The organism is Mesorhizobium sp. ORM8.1 (genome assembly GCF_053005525.2).
This window is the reverse complement of record NZ_CM132600.1, coordinates 3950070-3962808: the sequence shown is the minus strand read 5'-3', so window position 1 is coordinate 3962808 and position 12739 is coordinate 3950070. Positions and strand designations below refer to the sequence as shown.

Sequence of the window (12739 nt, the reverse complement as noted above, 5' to 3'; positions counted from 1 at the left end):
GTGGTGAGAGTCGCGTCCTGCGTCAAGCCGCCGCATCAAGTTTTGCCCAGCGCCTTCCGCAGCGCTTTCGTTGCCACCTCAAGCCGGGCCTCGGGTCCACCGTAGGCCTCACTCACAGCCCCTGACGAGTGCCCAAGGATCATGTTCTGCACTGCTTCAGGCACGTCAGCCCTGACCAGCCTGTCCTTAAGCGTGTGCCTCAACGAATGCACCGTGACCTTCGGATCAGACACCACCTTGCGGACATGCTTCATGAGAACCTGTGAGGCCGCCGTAGCGCCACCCTCACGGGCGTAGGTCGGGAACAATAGGGTTCGATCTCCCGCCGCCTCGTGGGCTTCCTGAGCGGCCTTTAGCGCATCCTCGACCAGCGGCACCCGGCGCACACTTCCGGCGTTCTTCAAGCGCCTGTGCGGGTGAAACCTCAAGTCGAGGTAGGTGGACTCTCCGTCAAGGTGAACGTCCTCGACCATGAGTCCTGTGACCTCGGCCAGCCGGCAGCCGGTCTGCTCCAGCATTCGCCAGATGCGCTGAAGGTCTTCCGAAGCGTGACCCAAGACCCTCGCCCGTGCGGCCTTGAGTTGCCCTTCGGTGAACGGCTTGCGGTCCTCTTTGGCCAGCGTCTCCCTTTTGACCTCCAGCCCATTGAATGGATTGACCGCGCCCCGGAGGTCTAACTCCTTGATGGCATGGGTGATGATCGCCCGGAGGTCGTTCAGATACCGATGGACCGTGGCGGGGGACATGTCACCATCAGCCAGCATGTGGTCCCTGACCTCTCTGGCGTCGGTCCGGGTCAGCGATCTGATCTGCGGATCACCACGGCTCAGGGCCTTCTCGACATGGCCCTTCACTCGCTCGACACGTTGCCGCTTCTTGGTCTCATCCGGTGTCCCCTCGACCTTGTCCTTGAGGTAGAGCTTGACGGCATCTGCAAGCGTTGGCTCGGGTTTCCTGTCGGGGACCACCAGGGCGCGATAGAGGTCGCCCTGCCCAGTCTCCTCCAGATGGTCGGCCAAGGCATCAGCCGCCTCGTCACTCATCGGCCCCAAGGCGTTCCACTCAGCCACGTGTCGAGTAGCCCACTGGTAGCGCTCAAGCTCGGTCTTCTGCCCGGGCTGTTTGGGTTGGCCCTTCATCGCCCCCTTCAGCTCGGCCTCAGCCTGCTTGTGCACCTTGTCGTAATGTCGCAGCACCTCGGCAGGCGTTCTGCCCAACGGGAGGATGATCTCGGTCTTTCCGAGCGCCTGCCTCAGGAAGGCCGGAACTTTGCGCCGGTAGCGATAGTGCTTCTTGCCTGAGGGCTGTTGGACGTAGGGCAGATCGATCTGCATAGACGGTGGTCCTCCGGGGGGCCTCTTGGGTGGACCTCCGGGGACGCTCAACGCCTTAGTTTCCTTGGATTTCACGCGTTTGCGTGAGGTAGATGGTGCCCAGAAGAGGACTCGAACCTCCACTCCTTGCGGAACACGGACCTGAACCGTGCGCGTCTACCAATTCCGCCATCTGGGCTGGTGCGGGCTCATGTAAGCGGGGGAACGAAGCCTGTCAACGCGCTTTTTTCAAAGGCCGCTTGCCCGTCGGCTTAGTTTCCGAGCGCTGGTGCCGTCCCTCACTGCCTGCCGGCATCCTCTCCCCGTAAACGGGGCGAGGGACTCTGTCCTCAGCCTTCCAGCACCTCTTTCGAGGCCACGGTGGAATCGGCGTTGAGCTTGTAGATCACCGGCACGCCGGTGCCGAGTTCGAGCTTGACGATCTCCTCGCCACTCTTGCCGTCCAGCGCCATGATCAGCGCGCGCAGCGAATTGCCGTGGGCGGCGACCAGCACGGTCTCGCCGCGCAGCACATGCGGCTGCACCTCGTGCAGGTAATAGGGCCACACGCGCGCGCCGGTGTCCTTCAGGCTTTCGCCGCCGGGCGGCGCGATGTCATAGGAGCGGCGCCAGATATGCACCTGCTCCTCGCCCCATTTCTGGCGCGCGTCATCCTTGTTGAGGCCGGAGAGGTCGCCATAGTCGCGCTCGTTGAGCGCCTGGTCGCGGATGGTCCTCAGGTCACTCTGGCCGACTACGTCGAGAATGTGCTGGCAGGTCTCTTGCGCCCGCTTCAGCGCGGAGGTGTAGGCGATGTCGAATTTCAGGCCGAGCGCCTTGAGTTTTGCGCCGGCGGCAAGCGCTTCTGCATTGCCTTGCTCGGTCAGGTCGACATCGCGCCAGCCGGTGAACAGGTTCTTCAGGTTCCATTCGCTCTGGCCGTGGCGCACGAGCACGAGAGTTCCCGACATGTTTGCTCCTTGGTTCGGATTTTTGGATACTCAGCTCAGGCCGAGCACATCCCGCATTGAGTAAAGTCCGGGCTTTTTCGCGCGCGCCCAGAGCGCCGCTTTTACCGCGCCGCGAGCGAAGATCGCGCGGTCCTCGGCATGGTGGGAAAGCGTGATGCGCTCGCCGGTGCCGGCCAGGATCACGGAGTGATCGCCGACCACCGAGCCGCCGCGCAAGGTGGCAAAGCCGATCGAGCCCGTCTTGCGCACGCCGGTATGGCCGTCGCGCACGCGCACGCTGTTGTCGGAAAGATCGATGCCGCGCCCCTTGGCCGCCGCATCGCCGAGCAGCAGCGCCGTGCCGGACGGCGCGTCGACCTTGTGCCGGTGGTGCATTTCCAGGATCTCGATATCGAAATCGTCGGCGTCGAGCGCCCGCGCCGCCTGCTCGACCAGCACCGCCAAAAGGTTGACTCCAAGGCTCATATTGCCGGATTTGACGATCGTCGCGTGGCGCGCGGCGGCCGCGATCCTGGCATTGTCGTCGGCCGAGCAGCCGGTGGTGCCGATGATATGGACAATGCGCGCCTGCGCGGCATAGCCGGCGAATTCGACGCTTGCAGCCGGCACGGTGAAATCCAGCACGCCGTCGGCCTTGGCGAAGGCCGGCAGCGGGTCGTCGACGATCGGCACATTGATGATGCCGATGCCGGCGAGCTCGCCGGCATCCTTGCCGATATAGGGCGAGCCGGCCCGCTCGACGGCGCCGGCGACGCGTGCGCCAGGCATGGTGTGGATGGCGCGGATCAGGGTCTGGCCCATGCGGCCGGCCGCGCCCACCACCACCAGGCCCATATCGCCGGCTTCGCTCATGCCTTTCTCCCGACTGCCTTCTTCGCGCGCTGCGGAGTTTGGATTGGCTTGCTGTCGTCGACAAGCCCCAACCCCTTTTTGCCCTGGATCCGGTGGAAGCGGGCATAGATGCTGTGCGGGTCGGCCATCAGCGAGGCATGGGTGCCTTCCTCGACCAGCCGTCCCTCTTCCAGCACGATGATATTGTCGGCGTTGACCACGGTCGACAGCCGGTGCGCGATGACGATCGTCGTGCGCCCTTCCATGACATGGGTCAGCGCCTCCTGGACGCGCGCCTCCGCCTCGTTGTCGAGCGCGGAAGTCGCTTCGTCGAGCAGCAGGATCGGCGCGTGGCGCACGATGGCCCGCGCAATCGACACGCGTTGGCGCTGGCCGCCGGAAAGCGTCGAGCCGCCTTCGCCGACCGGCGTGTCATAGCCTTGCGGCTGCTGGCGGATGAAATCGTCGGCGGCGGCTTGTTTTGCCGCCTGCTCGATCTCGGCATCGGTGGCCGAGAGCCGGCCGTAGCGAATGTTGTCGCGGATCGTGCCTTCGAACAGATAAGGCGCCTGCGAGACATAGGCGATCGAGCCGCGCAGCGACCGCTTCGTCACCTTGGAGATGTCCTGGCCGTCGATTTCGATGCTGCCCTTGTCAACGTCGTAAAAGCGCTGCAGCAGGGCCACCATGGTCGACTTGCCGGCGCCCGAAGCACCGACGACCGCCGTGACCTTGCCGGCGGCGGCGGTGAAGCTCAGGTCCCTGAGCACCGGCATGTCGGCGCTGTAGCCGAACGTCACGTTGTCGAAGCGCACCTCGCCTGTGGTGATCCTGGCCTCGACGGCATCGGGCACATCGCTCTGCTTCGGCTCGAGGTCGAGCAGCTCGTAGATCATGCGCGCATTGACCAGCGCGCGTTCCATCGTGACCTGCATGCGGGCCAGCCGCCGTGCCGGATCATAGGCGAGGATCAGCGCGGTGATAAACGAGAAGACCGACCCAGGCGGCTGGCCTAGCACCAGCGCCCGGTAGCCGGAATAGGCGACGACCGCGGTGACGGCTAGGCCGGCGAGCATGTCGGAAATAGGCGCCAGCCGCTCCGAGACGCGGGCGATCTTGTTGCTGCGCTGCTCGGCCGTGTCGGCCATGATGCCGATGCGACGCGCCAGTTCGTCCTCCATGGTGAAGGCCTTGACGATGGCGATGCCTTGCGTGGCCTCCTGGACCGATCCGCTCAGCCGCGAGTTGATCAGCACGGATTCCCGGTTGATCTTGCGCACCCGACGGGTGATGTAGACGACGGCCCAGATCAGCGGCGGCCCGATCAGCAGCGAACTGAGCGACAGCAAGGGATCCTGATAGATCATGAGGCCGAGGAGGCCGATGAGTGTCACGGCGTCGCGGGTGATCGAAATCAACGTCAACGACAAAAGATCGCGGATGCCGCTGACATTCTCGTCCAGCTGCGCCGCCAATCGGCCGGAGCGTGTGCGTTGAAGAAATTGACGCCGAGCTTCATCAGATGGTCGAAAGTGCGCTTCTGATAGCGAGCAATCAGATTGTTGCCGATCCTGGCCAGAACCACCGCCTGGCCGTAACCAGCAAAGCCGCGCACGATGAAGGCGCCCATGATGCCGGCGCAGATCCATCCCACCGAGCCGCCGCTCCGTTCGTAGAAGATCTGGTTGACCATCGGCGACATGATCCAGGCCGAGAAAGCGGTCGCGCCCGAAACCAGCAGCGAGCAGACGATGACGATCGCATAGGACCCACGATGGTCACGGCCGTTCTCGGCGATAATGCGCCGAAGCACGGCGGTGACTTCGCCGGGTCGGGCTTTCAGTTTTTTTGGGGTTTGAAAGGTCAAATCAGGAGTGCTTTGTGGTTTCTCACGGGGACGGGGAGGCTGCAAATTCGGCACTCCTCTTAGCGCCCCGGCTCCGGCTTGCCTATGGCGAAACTTCGTCGCGGCCCCGGATTGCGGGCCAAAACCGGGCCTCGGCCGCGCTTATGCCCGCCAGTGGCGTCCCGCCGTCTGCACGCCGAACAGCGAAGGCGTCCTGGCATAGGCGGCAAGCCCGAGCAGCGCCGCCAGCGGGTGGGTGATGACATAGACCGGCATTTCGCGCATCAGCGCGCTGTGCGGCGCCTTGTCCTCGAAAGCGGCGCGGAAATTCCCGGATTTCAGCGCCGGCACGATCTTTTGCGCGATGCCGCCGGTGAGGAAGACGCCGCCACGGCTCTTGAACACCAGCGCCAGATCGCCCGCGGTGCGGCCGAGGCAGGTGACGAACAGCTCCAGCGCCTCTTGCGCCACCACATCGGATTGGGAGAGCGCCGCGGCCGTGACCTGGGCCGGGGTCGTGAACGGCGCCGGCTTGCCGTCGGCCGTGGCGACGGCGCGGTAGACATTGACCAGCCCGCGGCCGCACAGGATCTGCTCACCCGAGATGCGGCCTTCGAGTTTCTCGATATGCGGAAACACTTCGAAATCGCGCGGCGTGCGCGGGCCGATGTCCATATGCCCGCCCTCGCCGGGCACTGGTATCCAGTGGTGCAGCGCATAGATCAGCCCGGCGACCCCAAGGCCGGTTCCCGGACCGAGAACGACCCGGCTCGCATTCGGCTCCGGCGTGCCGCCGCCGATCTTTTCCATATGCTCTTCGCCGAGCGCCACGACCGCCAGCGCCTGCGCCTCGAAATCGTTGAGCACCACAACTTCGTTCAAGCCCAGAGTGGCAAACATCTGCTTGGGCTTCACCACCCAGGGGCAGTTGGTGAGCGGGATCTCGTCGCCATCGACCGGCCCGGCGATCGCCAGCACCGTCGAATTCGGCTGGATCGACGAGCGGTCGAGCACCGCTGCCTGGATCGCCTCGTCGATGGTGGAGAAATTGGCCGTCTGCACTATGTGCGGCTCGGTTGGCTCCGAATTGGCGTCGAGCACGATCGAGAAGCGCGCATTGGTGCCGCCGATGTCGCCGATCAGGACCGGAAACCGCAGCCCCGTTTCATCTTCGCCTGCCATGCTCTTGATCGTCCTCGTTGCGGCGCCACTGCGTCGTTTCAATCGATTGACTAGCGCATGACCCCAAAAAGGGGAAGCCCGCTAGCGTGTCAGTTGCCTGGTCGTGGACGCGGCACCGGAATGCCGATCTTTGGCGTTGGCGCAAAGGCGCTGGCCGCCGCCGGCAGTGACGCGTTGCCGCTGGAGATCGTCTCCGCAGGCGCGTCTGTCGCCGGTTCGGCGACGGCGATCGCGGCGGCGCTGCCGCCATGGTAGGTCACCGCCTCCAACGACGGCGCATCCGGCGCGTTGAGCACGTCCTGGCACTGTTTCGGCAAATTGGCCATGGTCATCAGGTCGCGCGCCTTAGGCGCATCCGGGTTCTGGTTCGGTCGCCACGGCTCTTCGGTGAACCACCAGGCAAGCGGCTTGCCGCAGCCATCGTCGTCCAGCGTCGCCTCCTGTGCCTTGCAGAAGGGCGAGCCCGGCTGGCAGCCGATGCGCATGTGGAAGTGATAGTCATGGCCCCAGAACGGCCGGATCTTGCGCAGCCAGGAGCGGTCGCCGGTAACCGTGTCGCAGAGCTTCTTCTTGATGCCGGGATTGACCAGGATGCGCTCGACCTCCGGATAGCTCGCCGCGCGCTTGAGCAGCTTTGTGTGCTGCGGCGTCCATAGCGCGTCCTTCACCAGATGCGTCTTTTCGTCGACCATCAGCGTGGCGCTCATCGTCTCGCGCTGCGCTGTGGTCAGCGGCTGCTTTGGCATCGGTGTCAGCCAGATGTCGGCGTCGAGGCCGATCTGGTGCGAGGCGTGGCCGGTCGTCATCGGCCCGCCGCGCGGCTGCGCGACATCGCCGATCAACAGGCCCGGCCAGCCGTCGGCGGCCGCGTCGCGCGACAATTTCTCGATCAGCGCGATCATCGCCGGATGGCCCCAGCGGCGGTTGCGCGAGGGGCGCATCACTTCCCAGGTCGGCCCCTCCATCGGCAGCGCCACGCCGCCGGTGAAGCAGCCTTTCGAATAGAAGCCGAAGGATTGCGCCGGCGCCACGGCGGGCAGTTTTCTCGCGCCGAACAGGTCTTTTGCCCGCGGTTCGGCCGAAATGGCGGCTGCCGCCAGCGCGGCCATCGTGACCAGCGCCAGCGCGGCGGTCAGGAACGGTTTGCGCTCAGGCAAAGATCGCAAATTCATCAGGCTGGGACCCCTCCAGTCTATTCGCAGCAAGGTCAGATGCGCTCGATCAGGCGCGAGATCATACCATGTCCTGCGGCTTGCTTCGATCAGGAGCCTTTCATCGCGCTGCGCGGCTCGCCGTCCCGCCAGTTGCCGTCAGCCCACATTCGGTCCAGCGCCTCCCGATAATTCGGGTACTGGAAACGATAGCCGGCGGCCTTGACGGCTGCATTGGCGACGCGCTTGTTCTCGCCATAGAAGGACCGCGCCATGGGCGAAAGTTGGGCGGTCTCGAAGGCAATTTCCGGCGGCGGTTCCACGCCCATCAGCCCGGCCGCATAGGCGACGACATCCTGCGGCGGCGCCGGCTCGTCGTCGGTGACGTTGAAGATGCCGCCGATATTGCTGCCGATAAGCTTCCACAGCGCACCGGCGATGTCGTCGCAATGGATGCGGTTGAACACCTGGCCGGGCTTGACCAGCCGCCGCGCCGTGCCCTCCTCGATATTGACCAGCGCGTTGCGGCCCGGACCGTAAATGCCGGACAGCCGCAGCACTGCCACCGGCTTTCCGGTAGCCTGGCCAAGCTTGAGCCATTCCTGTTCGGCTGCAACCCGCATCACCGAGCGCTTCGACACCGGCTTGCACTCGGCTTTTTCGTCCACCCAGGCGCCGCCATGGTCGCCATAGACACCGACGGTGGAGAGATAGCCGATCCATTGAAGCGCCGGCATCCTTGCCCCGATGGCTTCACCGGCAGCGTTGAGCACCGGATCGCCGGCCTCATCCGGCGCGACCGAAATGACGAGATGCGTGGTTCTTGCCAGTGCGTCCTCGACCTCGCTGGTTATGGCCCCGTCGAAAAGCAGGGGTTCGATCCCGGCCGACGTCAGGGCGTCGAATTTTTCCAGCGAGCGCGTGGTCCCAAGAACTGGGGAGCCCCGCTGGTTGGCGCGCGAAAACGCCTTGCCGGAATAGCCGGCGCCGAAAATGAAAACCTGCATGTCGCTCCTCAATGAACCTCGGCCGCCTCCGACTGCGCCGACAACCATTCTTCGCGCACCGTTGCGTCGTCCTCGGCTTCCGCAGCCGAGGCGGCAAGGTCGCCAAATTCGCGATCCGAGAGCAGCCGCGACAGGGCCCAGATTGCCGCACCCCGCACCAACGGCGCGGCATCGCCAAGTAGTCCGCGCACTATGCCGACCAGTGCGGCATCGCCCGAATTGCCGGCCGCGATCAGCACGTTGCGGATGAAGCGATCGCGACCGATGCGCTTGACCGGCGAGCCTGAGAAGAAAGCGCGGAACGCCGCGTCGTCGAGGGTGAGCAACTCCGATAACGCCGGTTCGCGCAGATCGTCGCGCGCCGCAAGCTTGGCTTCGGAGGCGGCTCTGGCGAATTTGTTCCACGGGCAGGCGGCCAGGCAATCGTCGCAGCCATAGATGCGGTTGCCGATCTTTGCGCGGAACTCGCGCGGGATCGGCCCCTTGTTCTCGATGGTCAGGTAGGAGATGCAGCGTCGCGCATCGAGCCGGTAAGGCGCCGGAAAGGCGTCGGTAGGACAGGCGTCGAGGCAGGCGCGGCAGGTGCCGCAATGATCGATCTCCGGCTTGTCGGGTTCGAGCTCGGCCGTGGTGAAAATAGTGCCGAGGAACAGCCATGAGCCATGCGCGCGGCTGACCAGATTGGTGTGCTTGCCCTGCCAGCCGAGGCCTGCCGCTTCCGCCAACGGCTTTTCCATCACCGGCGCCGTGTCGACGAACACTTTCACGTCGCCGCCGGCGCGCGCGACGATCTTGCCGGCGATCTCCTTCAGCCGGCCCTTCATCACCTCGTGATAGTCGCGATTCCGGGCATAGACCGAGATCGCGCCGCGATCGCGGCTTGCCTGCAACGCGCGTGGATCATGATCCGGCCCGTAATTCATCGCCAGCACGATGATCGAGCGCACCTCCGGCCAAAGCGTCGACGGTTCGCTGCGTCGCGCGAGCGTCTCGGCGATCCAGTCCATCGAACCATGGAAGCCGTCGGCGACGAATTCGGCGAGCCTGGCCGGCGCCAGCGGGATCGCGTCCGGCGTGGTGACGGCGACCGCATCGAAGCCGGCGCGGCGCGCTTCGGCGTCGACCAGCGCGCGCAGGCGGGTTTGCTCAGAAGTCGAGGTCCGCATAATGCGATACCGGCGACAGGCCGCGCACCCGGTCGGAGAGCAGCGGCCTGAACGATGGCCGCGATTTCACGCGCGTGTACCATTCGCGCGCGGCGGTGTGGTCGCGCCAGTCGATCTCGCCGAGATAATCGAGCACCGAAAGCGTTGCCGCCGCCGCGAGATCGGCATAGGTCACCTTGTTGCCGGCCAGCCAATGGCGCGTGCCGGCCAGCCAGTTGGTGTATTTCATATGCTGGCGGACGTTGGCGCGCGCGGCGCGGATCGCCGCCGAGTCGGGCGAGCCGCCGCCCGCCGTCTCCGGCATCACCGGCTTCAAGACGCGCTCGCGCACCAGATGGCGGGTGACCTCGCTTTCGGCCTTGTTGAGATACCAGTCGGTCAGCCGGCGGATTTCGGCGCGCTGCATCGGATCCTCGGCGAAAAGCCGCTTGTCGCGCTTCAAGACGCCGCGCGTTTCGTCCAGATATTCCGCGATCACCATGGCGCCGACGATTGGCACGTCGCCCTCGGCCAGCAGGATCGGCAGCGTCCCGGCCGGGTTCAGCGCCAGGAATTCCTTGCGCCGCGTCCACGGCTTTTCCTCGATCAGGGCCAGCTCCTCGCCATACTCGCCGAAGGCGAGGCGGACGAACCGGCAGGTGGCGAACATCGGATGATGGAAAAGCGTCAGCATGGTTCCGCGATGATAGGGCGCACTGGCAAATCGCCGGCCACGCCGGTAAGTCTTGGCCGCCCGATTCCAGGGGCTGTCATGGGTGTTGCGACCTATAGGGGCACTTCCGCCCCATGACAAGCAAGGCCGTTCCTTGGAGCATATGTCGTCCGAAAACCGCTTCACACTTTTCGGCATCAAGCTCTAGCCGTCACCAACATCAGAGGTTGCCATGGAAAGCCAGACCATCGTCGAAGCGCTGCTGCTTGGGTTGCTGGAGGGCCTGACCGAGTTCATCCCGGTGTCCTCGACCGGCCATATCCTGCTTGCCGGCCATTTCCTCGGCTTTCACTCCACCGGCAAGGCCTTCGAGATCCTGATCCAGCTCGGCGCTATCCTGGCGATCCTCAGCGTGTATTTCAGCCGGCTCTGGCAGATGCTGATCAAGCTGCCCAGCGACCCGCAAACCCGGCATTTCGTCATCGGCATCCTGATCGCTTTCCTGCCGGCGGCGGTGATCGGCGCGCTGGCGCATGATTTCATCAAGACCGTCCTGTTCGAATCACCACGGCTGATTTGCATCATGCTGATCATCGGCGGCATGGTGCTGCTGGTCGTCGACCGCATCAATTTCAAGCCGGTGCATCACGACATCGAGCGCTTCCCGACCAGCCTTTATCTGAAGGTCGGCCTGTTCCAGTGCCTGTCGTTGATCCCCGGCACCTCGCGCTCCGGCTCAACCATCGTCGGCGCGCTGCTGATGGGCGTCGACAAGCGCGCGGCGGCGGAATTCTCCTTCTTTCTCGCCATGCCCACCATGGTCGGCGCCTTCGCCTTCGACCTCTTCAAGAACCGCAACGTGCTGACCTCGGCCGACCTGCCGATCATCGCCATCGGCTTCATCGCCGCCTTCGTCACCGCGCTGTTCGTGGTGCGCTTCCTGCTCGATTATGTCTCGAAGAACGGCTATTCGCTGTTCGGCTGGTGGCGGCTGGTGGTGGGAATTGCCGGGTTGGTGGCACTGATGGTCTGGGGATGAGCTTCAAAACATTACGTCGAGTTCCTTCGCGCCCCCCTCTGTCCTGCCGGACATCTCCCCCACGAGGGGGAGATTAGCAGCTTCTGTGGCGACGCTTTTCCTTCAGCGTTGGCGATTAGCGAAAGCGCGGGCGACATCTGATCTCCCCCTCGTGGGGGAGATGGCCGGCAGGCCAGAGGGGGCGCTGTCCCGCCAATGCCTCATAAGAGGGGCAGGCCTAATTCCGCCCATAAAATGCGTTCTCGACATGCACCGGCCAGCGCCAGGGCAGCACCGCCACCATGTCGAAACGCATTGAAAGCTTCATAGTCCGGCTGCCGCGACAGCCAGATATCCGCGGCGCCCTCGATGCGCCGCTCCGAGCCGTGCGCGATTGCCTCCATCGCTTCCATCAGCGTGCGGCGTGCCTTGACCTCGACGAACAGCACGAGGTCACCGCGCCGGGCGATCAGGTCGATCTCGCCGAGCTTAGTGCGGTGGCGGCGAGCGAGAATGCGGTAGCCCTTCAGCATCAGCGCCAACGCCGCCAGCCACTCGCCGCGATGGCCGCGCCGATAGGCCTGCCGGCGGTGAAGGGCCTGACGCTTAGTCGCCACCCCCGCCTCCGTCGGCTTTTCCTTGTTTGACCATGATCTTTTCCGAAAACCGGCTTCCACTTTTCGGGATCATGGTCTGTCCCTGAGCTCGAGCAGCCGCCGGTAAAGCGCCTGCTTCTGGCCGCCGGTCATCTTTGCCGCCTCCGCCGCCGCTTTCGACGCCGGCATCTCCGCGGCGAGCGACAAGAGCAGGCGGTCGATGTCGGCTGGTTCATCGACCTTGGCGTTGGCCGGGCCGACGCAGATGACAATCTCGCCCTTCGGCGTGTCGGCGGCGGCATAGTGGCCGGCGAGTTCGGCAAGGGTGCCGATCCGCATTTCCTCGAAGGCCTTGGTCAGCTCGCGGCCGATCGCGGCTTTGCGCTCGCCGCCCAGCACTTGCACCATGGCGCCGAGCGTCTCGGCCAGCCGTCTTGGCGATTCGAAGAAGATCAGCGTTGCCGGCACCGCCCTGAATGTCTCGAGCTTGGTCAGCCGCTGCCCGGTCTTCACCGGCAGAAAACCGGCAAACAGGAAGGCGTCGGATGGCAGGCCCGAGGCGGTCAGCGCCGCGAGCGGCGCGGACGGTCCGGGGATCGGCACGACGCGTATACCCCGGTCCTGCGCCTCGCCGACCAACCGAAAGCCGGGATCGGAGATCAGCGGCGTGCCGGCGTCCGAGACCAACGCCACGCTCCGCCCGCCCGCCAGCGCTTCGATCAGCTTAGGCCCGGCCTCGTCGGCATTGTGCTCGTGATAGGAGGTGGTGCGCCGGCGGATGCCGTAGCGTTCGAGCAGCACGCGCGAGACGCGTGTGTCCTCGCAGGCGACAATGTCGGCGCTGGCCAGCGTTTCCAGCGCGCGCAGCGTGATATCGGCAAGATTGCCGATCGGCGTCGCCACCAGATAGAGCGCCGGCGCCAGCGGCCGCGCGGCGATCTCCGTCTGCCCGATCACATAGCTGCGTTTGTCGCCGGTCACCAAATGCCCTCATATCCCGCCTTGT

At 65.0% G+C, this 12739-nt stretch carries 10 protein-coding genes, 1 tRNA gene and 2 pseudogenes; 1 reads left to right on the top strand and 12 read right to left on the bottom strand.

Features of this window, described 5'->3' with window-relative positions:
* Positions 1-35: 35 nt before the first annotated feature.
* The 10 genes and pseudogenes from ACVDG8_RS19860 to ACVDG8_RS19815 form a co-directional block, all read right to left on the bottom strand.
* A complete protein-coding gene (locus tag ACVDG8_RS19860) occupies positions 36-1334 on the bottom strand; it encodes a tyrosine-type recombinase/integrase (RefSeq protein WP_127331324.1) in 1299 nt (432 codons plus the stop codon).
* Between the two features lie 93 nt (positions 1335-1427).
* Positions 1428-1512: transfer RNA gene (locus ACVDG8_RS19855), tRNA-Leu, on the bottom strand.
* 151 nt (positions 1513-1663) lie between these two features.
* Positions 1664-2284 (bottom strand): 2,3-bisphosphoglycerate-dependent phosphoglycerate mutase, encoded by a 621-nt coding sequence (locus tag ACVDG8_RS19850; RefSeq protein WP_447256199.1) that lies wholly within the window; start codon positions 2282-2284, stop codon positions 1664-1666.
* A gap of 30 nt (positions 2285-2314) precedes the next feature.
* Positions 2315-3136, bottom strand: coding sequence for a 4-hydroxy-tetrahydrodipicolinate reductase (gene dapB, locus ACVDG8_RS19845; protein ID WP_447256198.1), 822 nt, complete (start codon positions 3134-3136; stop codon positions 2315-2317).
* Positions 3133-4982, bottom strand: a pseudogene (locus ACVDG8_RS19840) (ABC transporter ATP-binding protein). Before ACVDG8_RS19840 ends, dapB begins: the two are co-directional and overlap by 4 nt.
* 141 nt (positions 4983-5123) lie before the next feature.
* Positions 5124-6143, bottom strand: coding sequence for a glucokinase (locus ACVDG8_RS19835; RefSeq protein WP_455707187.1), 1020 nt, complete (start codon positions 6141-6143; stop codon positions 5124-5126).
* An 89-nt stretch (positions 6144-6232) separates the two neighbouring features.
* On the bottom strand, positions 6233-7315 hold the full coding sequence (gene mepA, locus ACVDG8_RS19830; protein WP_447256197.1) for a penicillin-insensitive murein endopeptidase: 1083 nt from the start codon (positions 7313-7315) through the stop codon (positions 6233-6235).
* Between the two features lie 89 nt (positions 7316-7404).
* Complete coding sequence (locus ACVDG8_RS19825) at positions 7405-8301, bottom strand: SDR family oxidoreductase (protein WP_447256196.1); 897 nt, start codon at positions 8299-8301, stop codon at positions 7405-7407.
* 8 nt (positions 8302-8309) lie between these two features.
* Positions 8310-9467 carry a tRNA epoxyqueuosine(34) reductase QueG gene (queG, locus tag ACVDG8_RS19820; RefSeq protein WP_447256195.1) on the bottom strand — a complete coding sequence of 386 codons (1158 nt, stop codon included), beginning with the start codon at positions 9465-9467 and terminating at the stop codon, positions 8310-8312.
* Positions 9448-10140, bottom strand: coding sequence for a glutathione S-transferase family protein (locus ACVDG8_RS19815; RefSeq protein WP_447256194.1), 693 nt, complete (start codon positions 10138-10140; stop codon positions 9448-9450). The genes queG and ACVDG8_RS19815 overlap by 20 nt, the downstream gene beginning before the upstream one ends.
* 211 nt (positions 10141-10351) lie before the next feature.
* Here ACVDG8_RS19815 and ACVDG8_RS19810 point away from each other — a divergent pair, with 211 nt between their 5' ends.
* Entirely contained in the window at positions 10352-11158 is an 807-nt protein-coding gene (locus tag ACVDG8_RS19810) for an undecaprenyl-diphosphate phosphatase (RefSeq protein WP_447256193.1), read from the top strand.
* A gap of 217 nt (positions 11159-11375) precedes the next feature.
* On the opposite strand, the pseudogene ACVDG8_RS19805 reads toward ACVDG8_RS19810, so the two are convergent.
* Positions 11376-11754: pseudogene (locus tag ACVDG8_RS19805) on the bottom strand (YraN family protein).
* Positions 11755-11823: 69 nt separating this feature from the next.
* A complete protein-coding gene (gene rsmI / locus ACVDG8_RS19800) occupies positions 11824-12714 on the bottom strand; it encodes a 16S rRNA (cytidine(1402)-2'-O)-methyltransferase (RefSeq protein ID WP_447256192.1) in 891 nt (296 codons plus the stop codon).
* Positions 12715-12739 lie beyond the last annotated feature (25 nt).

What these genes read in the sequence shown, in the direction of transcription:
- ACVDG8_RS19860 (WP_127331324.1), bottom strand. Translation starts at nt 1,334, where the DNA reads ATGCAGATCGATCTGCCCTACGTCCAACAGCCCTCAGGCAAGAAGCAC.
- ACVDG8_RS19850 (WP_447256199.1), bottom strand. Translation starts at nt 2,284, where the DNA reads ATGTCGGGAACTCTCGTGCTCGTGCGCCACGGCCAGAGCGAATGGAAC.
- dapB (WP_447256198.1), bottom strand. Translation starts at nt 3,136, where the DNA reads ATGAGCGAAGCCGGCGATATGGGCCTGGTGGTGGTGGGCGCGGCCGGC.
- ACVDG8_RS19835 (WP_455707187.1), bottom strand. Translation starts at nt 6,143, where the DNA reads ATGGCAGGCGAAGATGAAACGGGGCTGCGGTTTCCGGTCCTGATCGGC.
- mepA (WP_447256197.1), bottom strand. Translation starts at nt 7,315, where the DNA reads ATGAATTTGCGATCTTTGCCTGAGCGCAAACCGTTCCTGACCGCCGCG.
- ACVDG8_RS19825 (WP_447256196.1), bottom strand. Translation starts at nt 8,301, where the DNA reads ATGCAGGTTTTCATTTTCGGCGCCGGCTATTCCGGCAAGGCGTTTTCG.
- queG (WP_447256195.1), bottom strand. Translation starts at nt 9,467, where the DNA reads ATGCGGACCTCGACTTCTGAGCAAACCCGCCTGCGCGCGCTGGTCGAC.
- ACVDG8_RS19815 (WP_447256194.1), bottom strand. Translation starts at nt 10,140, where the DNA reads ATGCTGACGCTTTTCCATCATCCGATGTTCGCCACCTGCCGGTTCGTC.
- ACVDG8_RS19810 (WP_447256193.1), top strand. Translation starts at nt 10,352, where the DNA reads ATGGAAAGCCAGACCATCGTCGAAGCGCTGCTGCTTGGGTTGCTGGAG.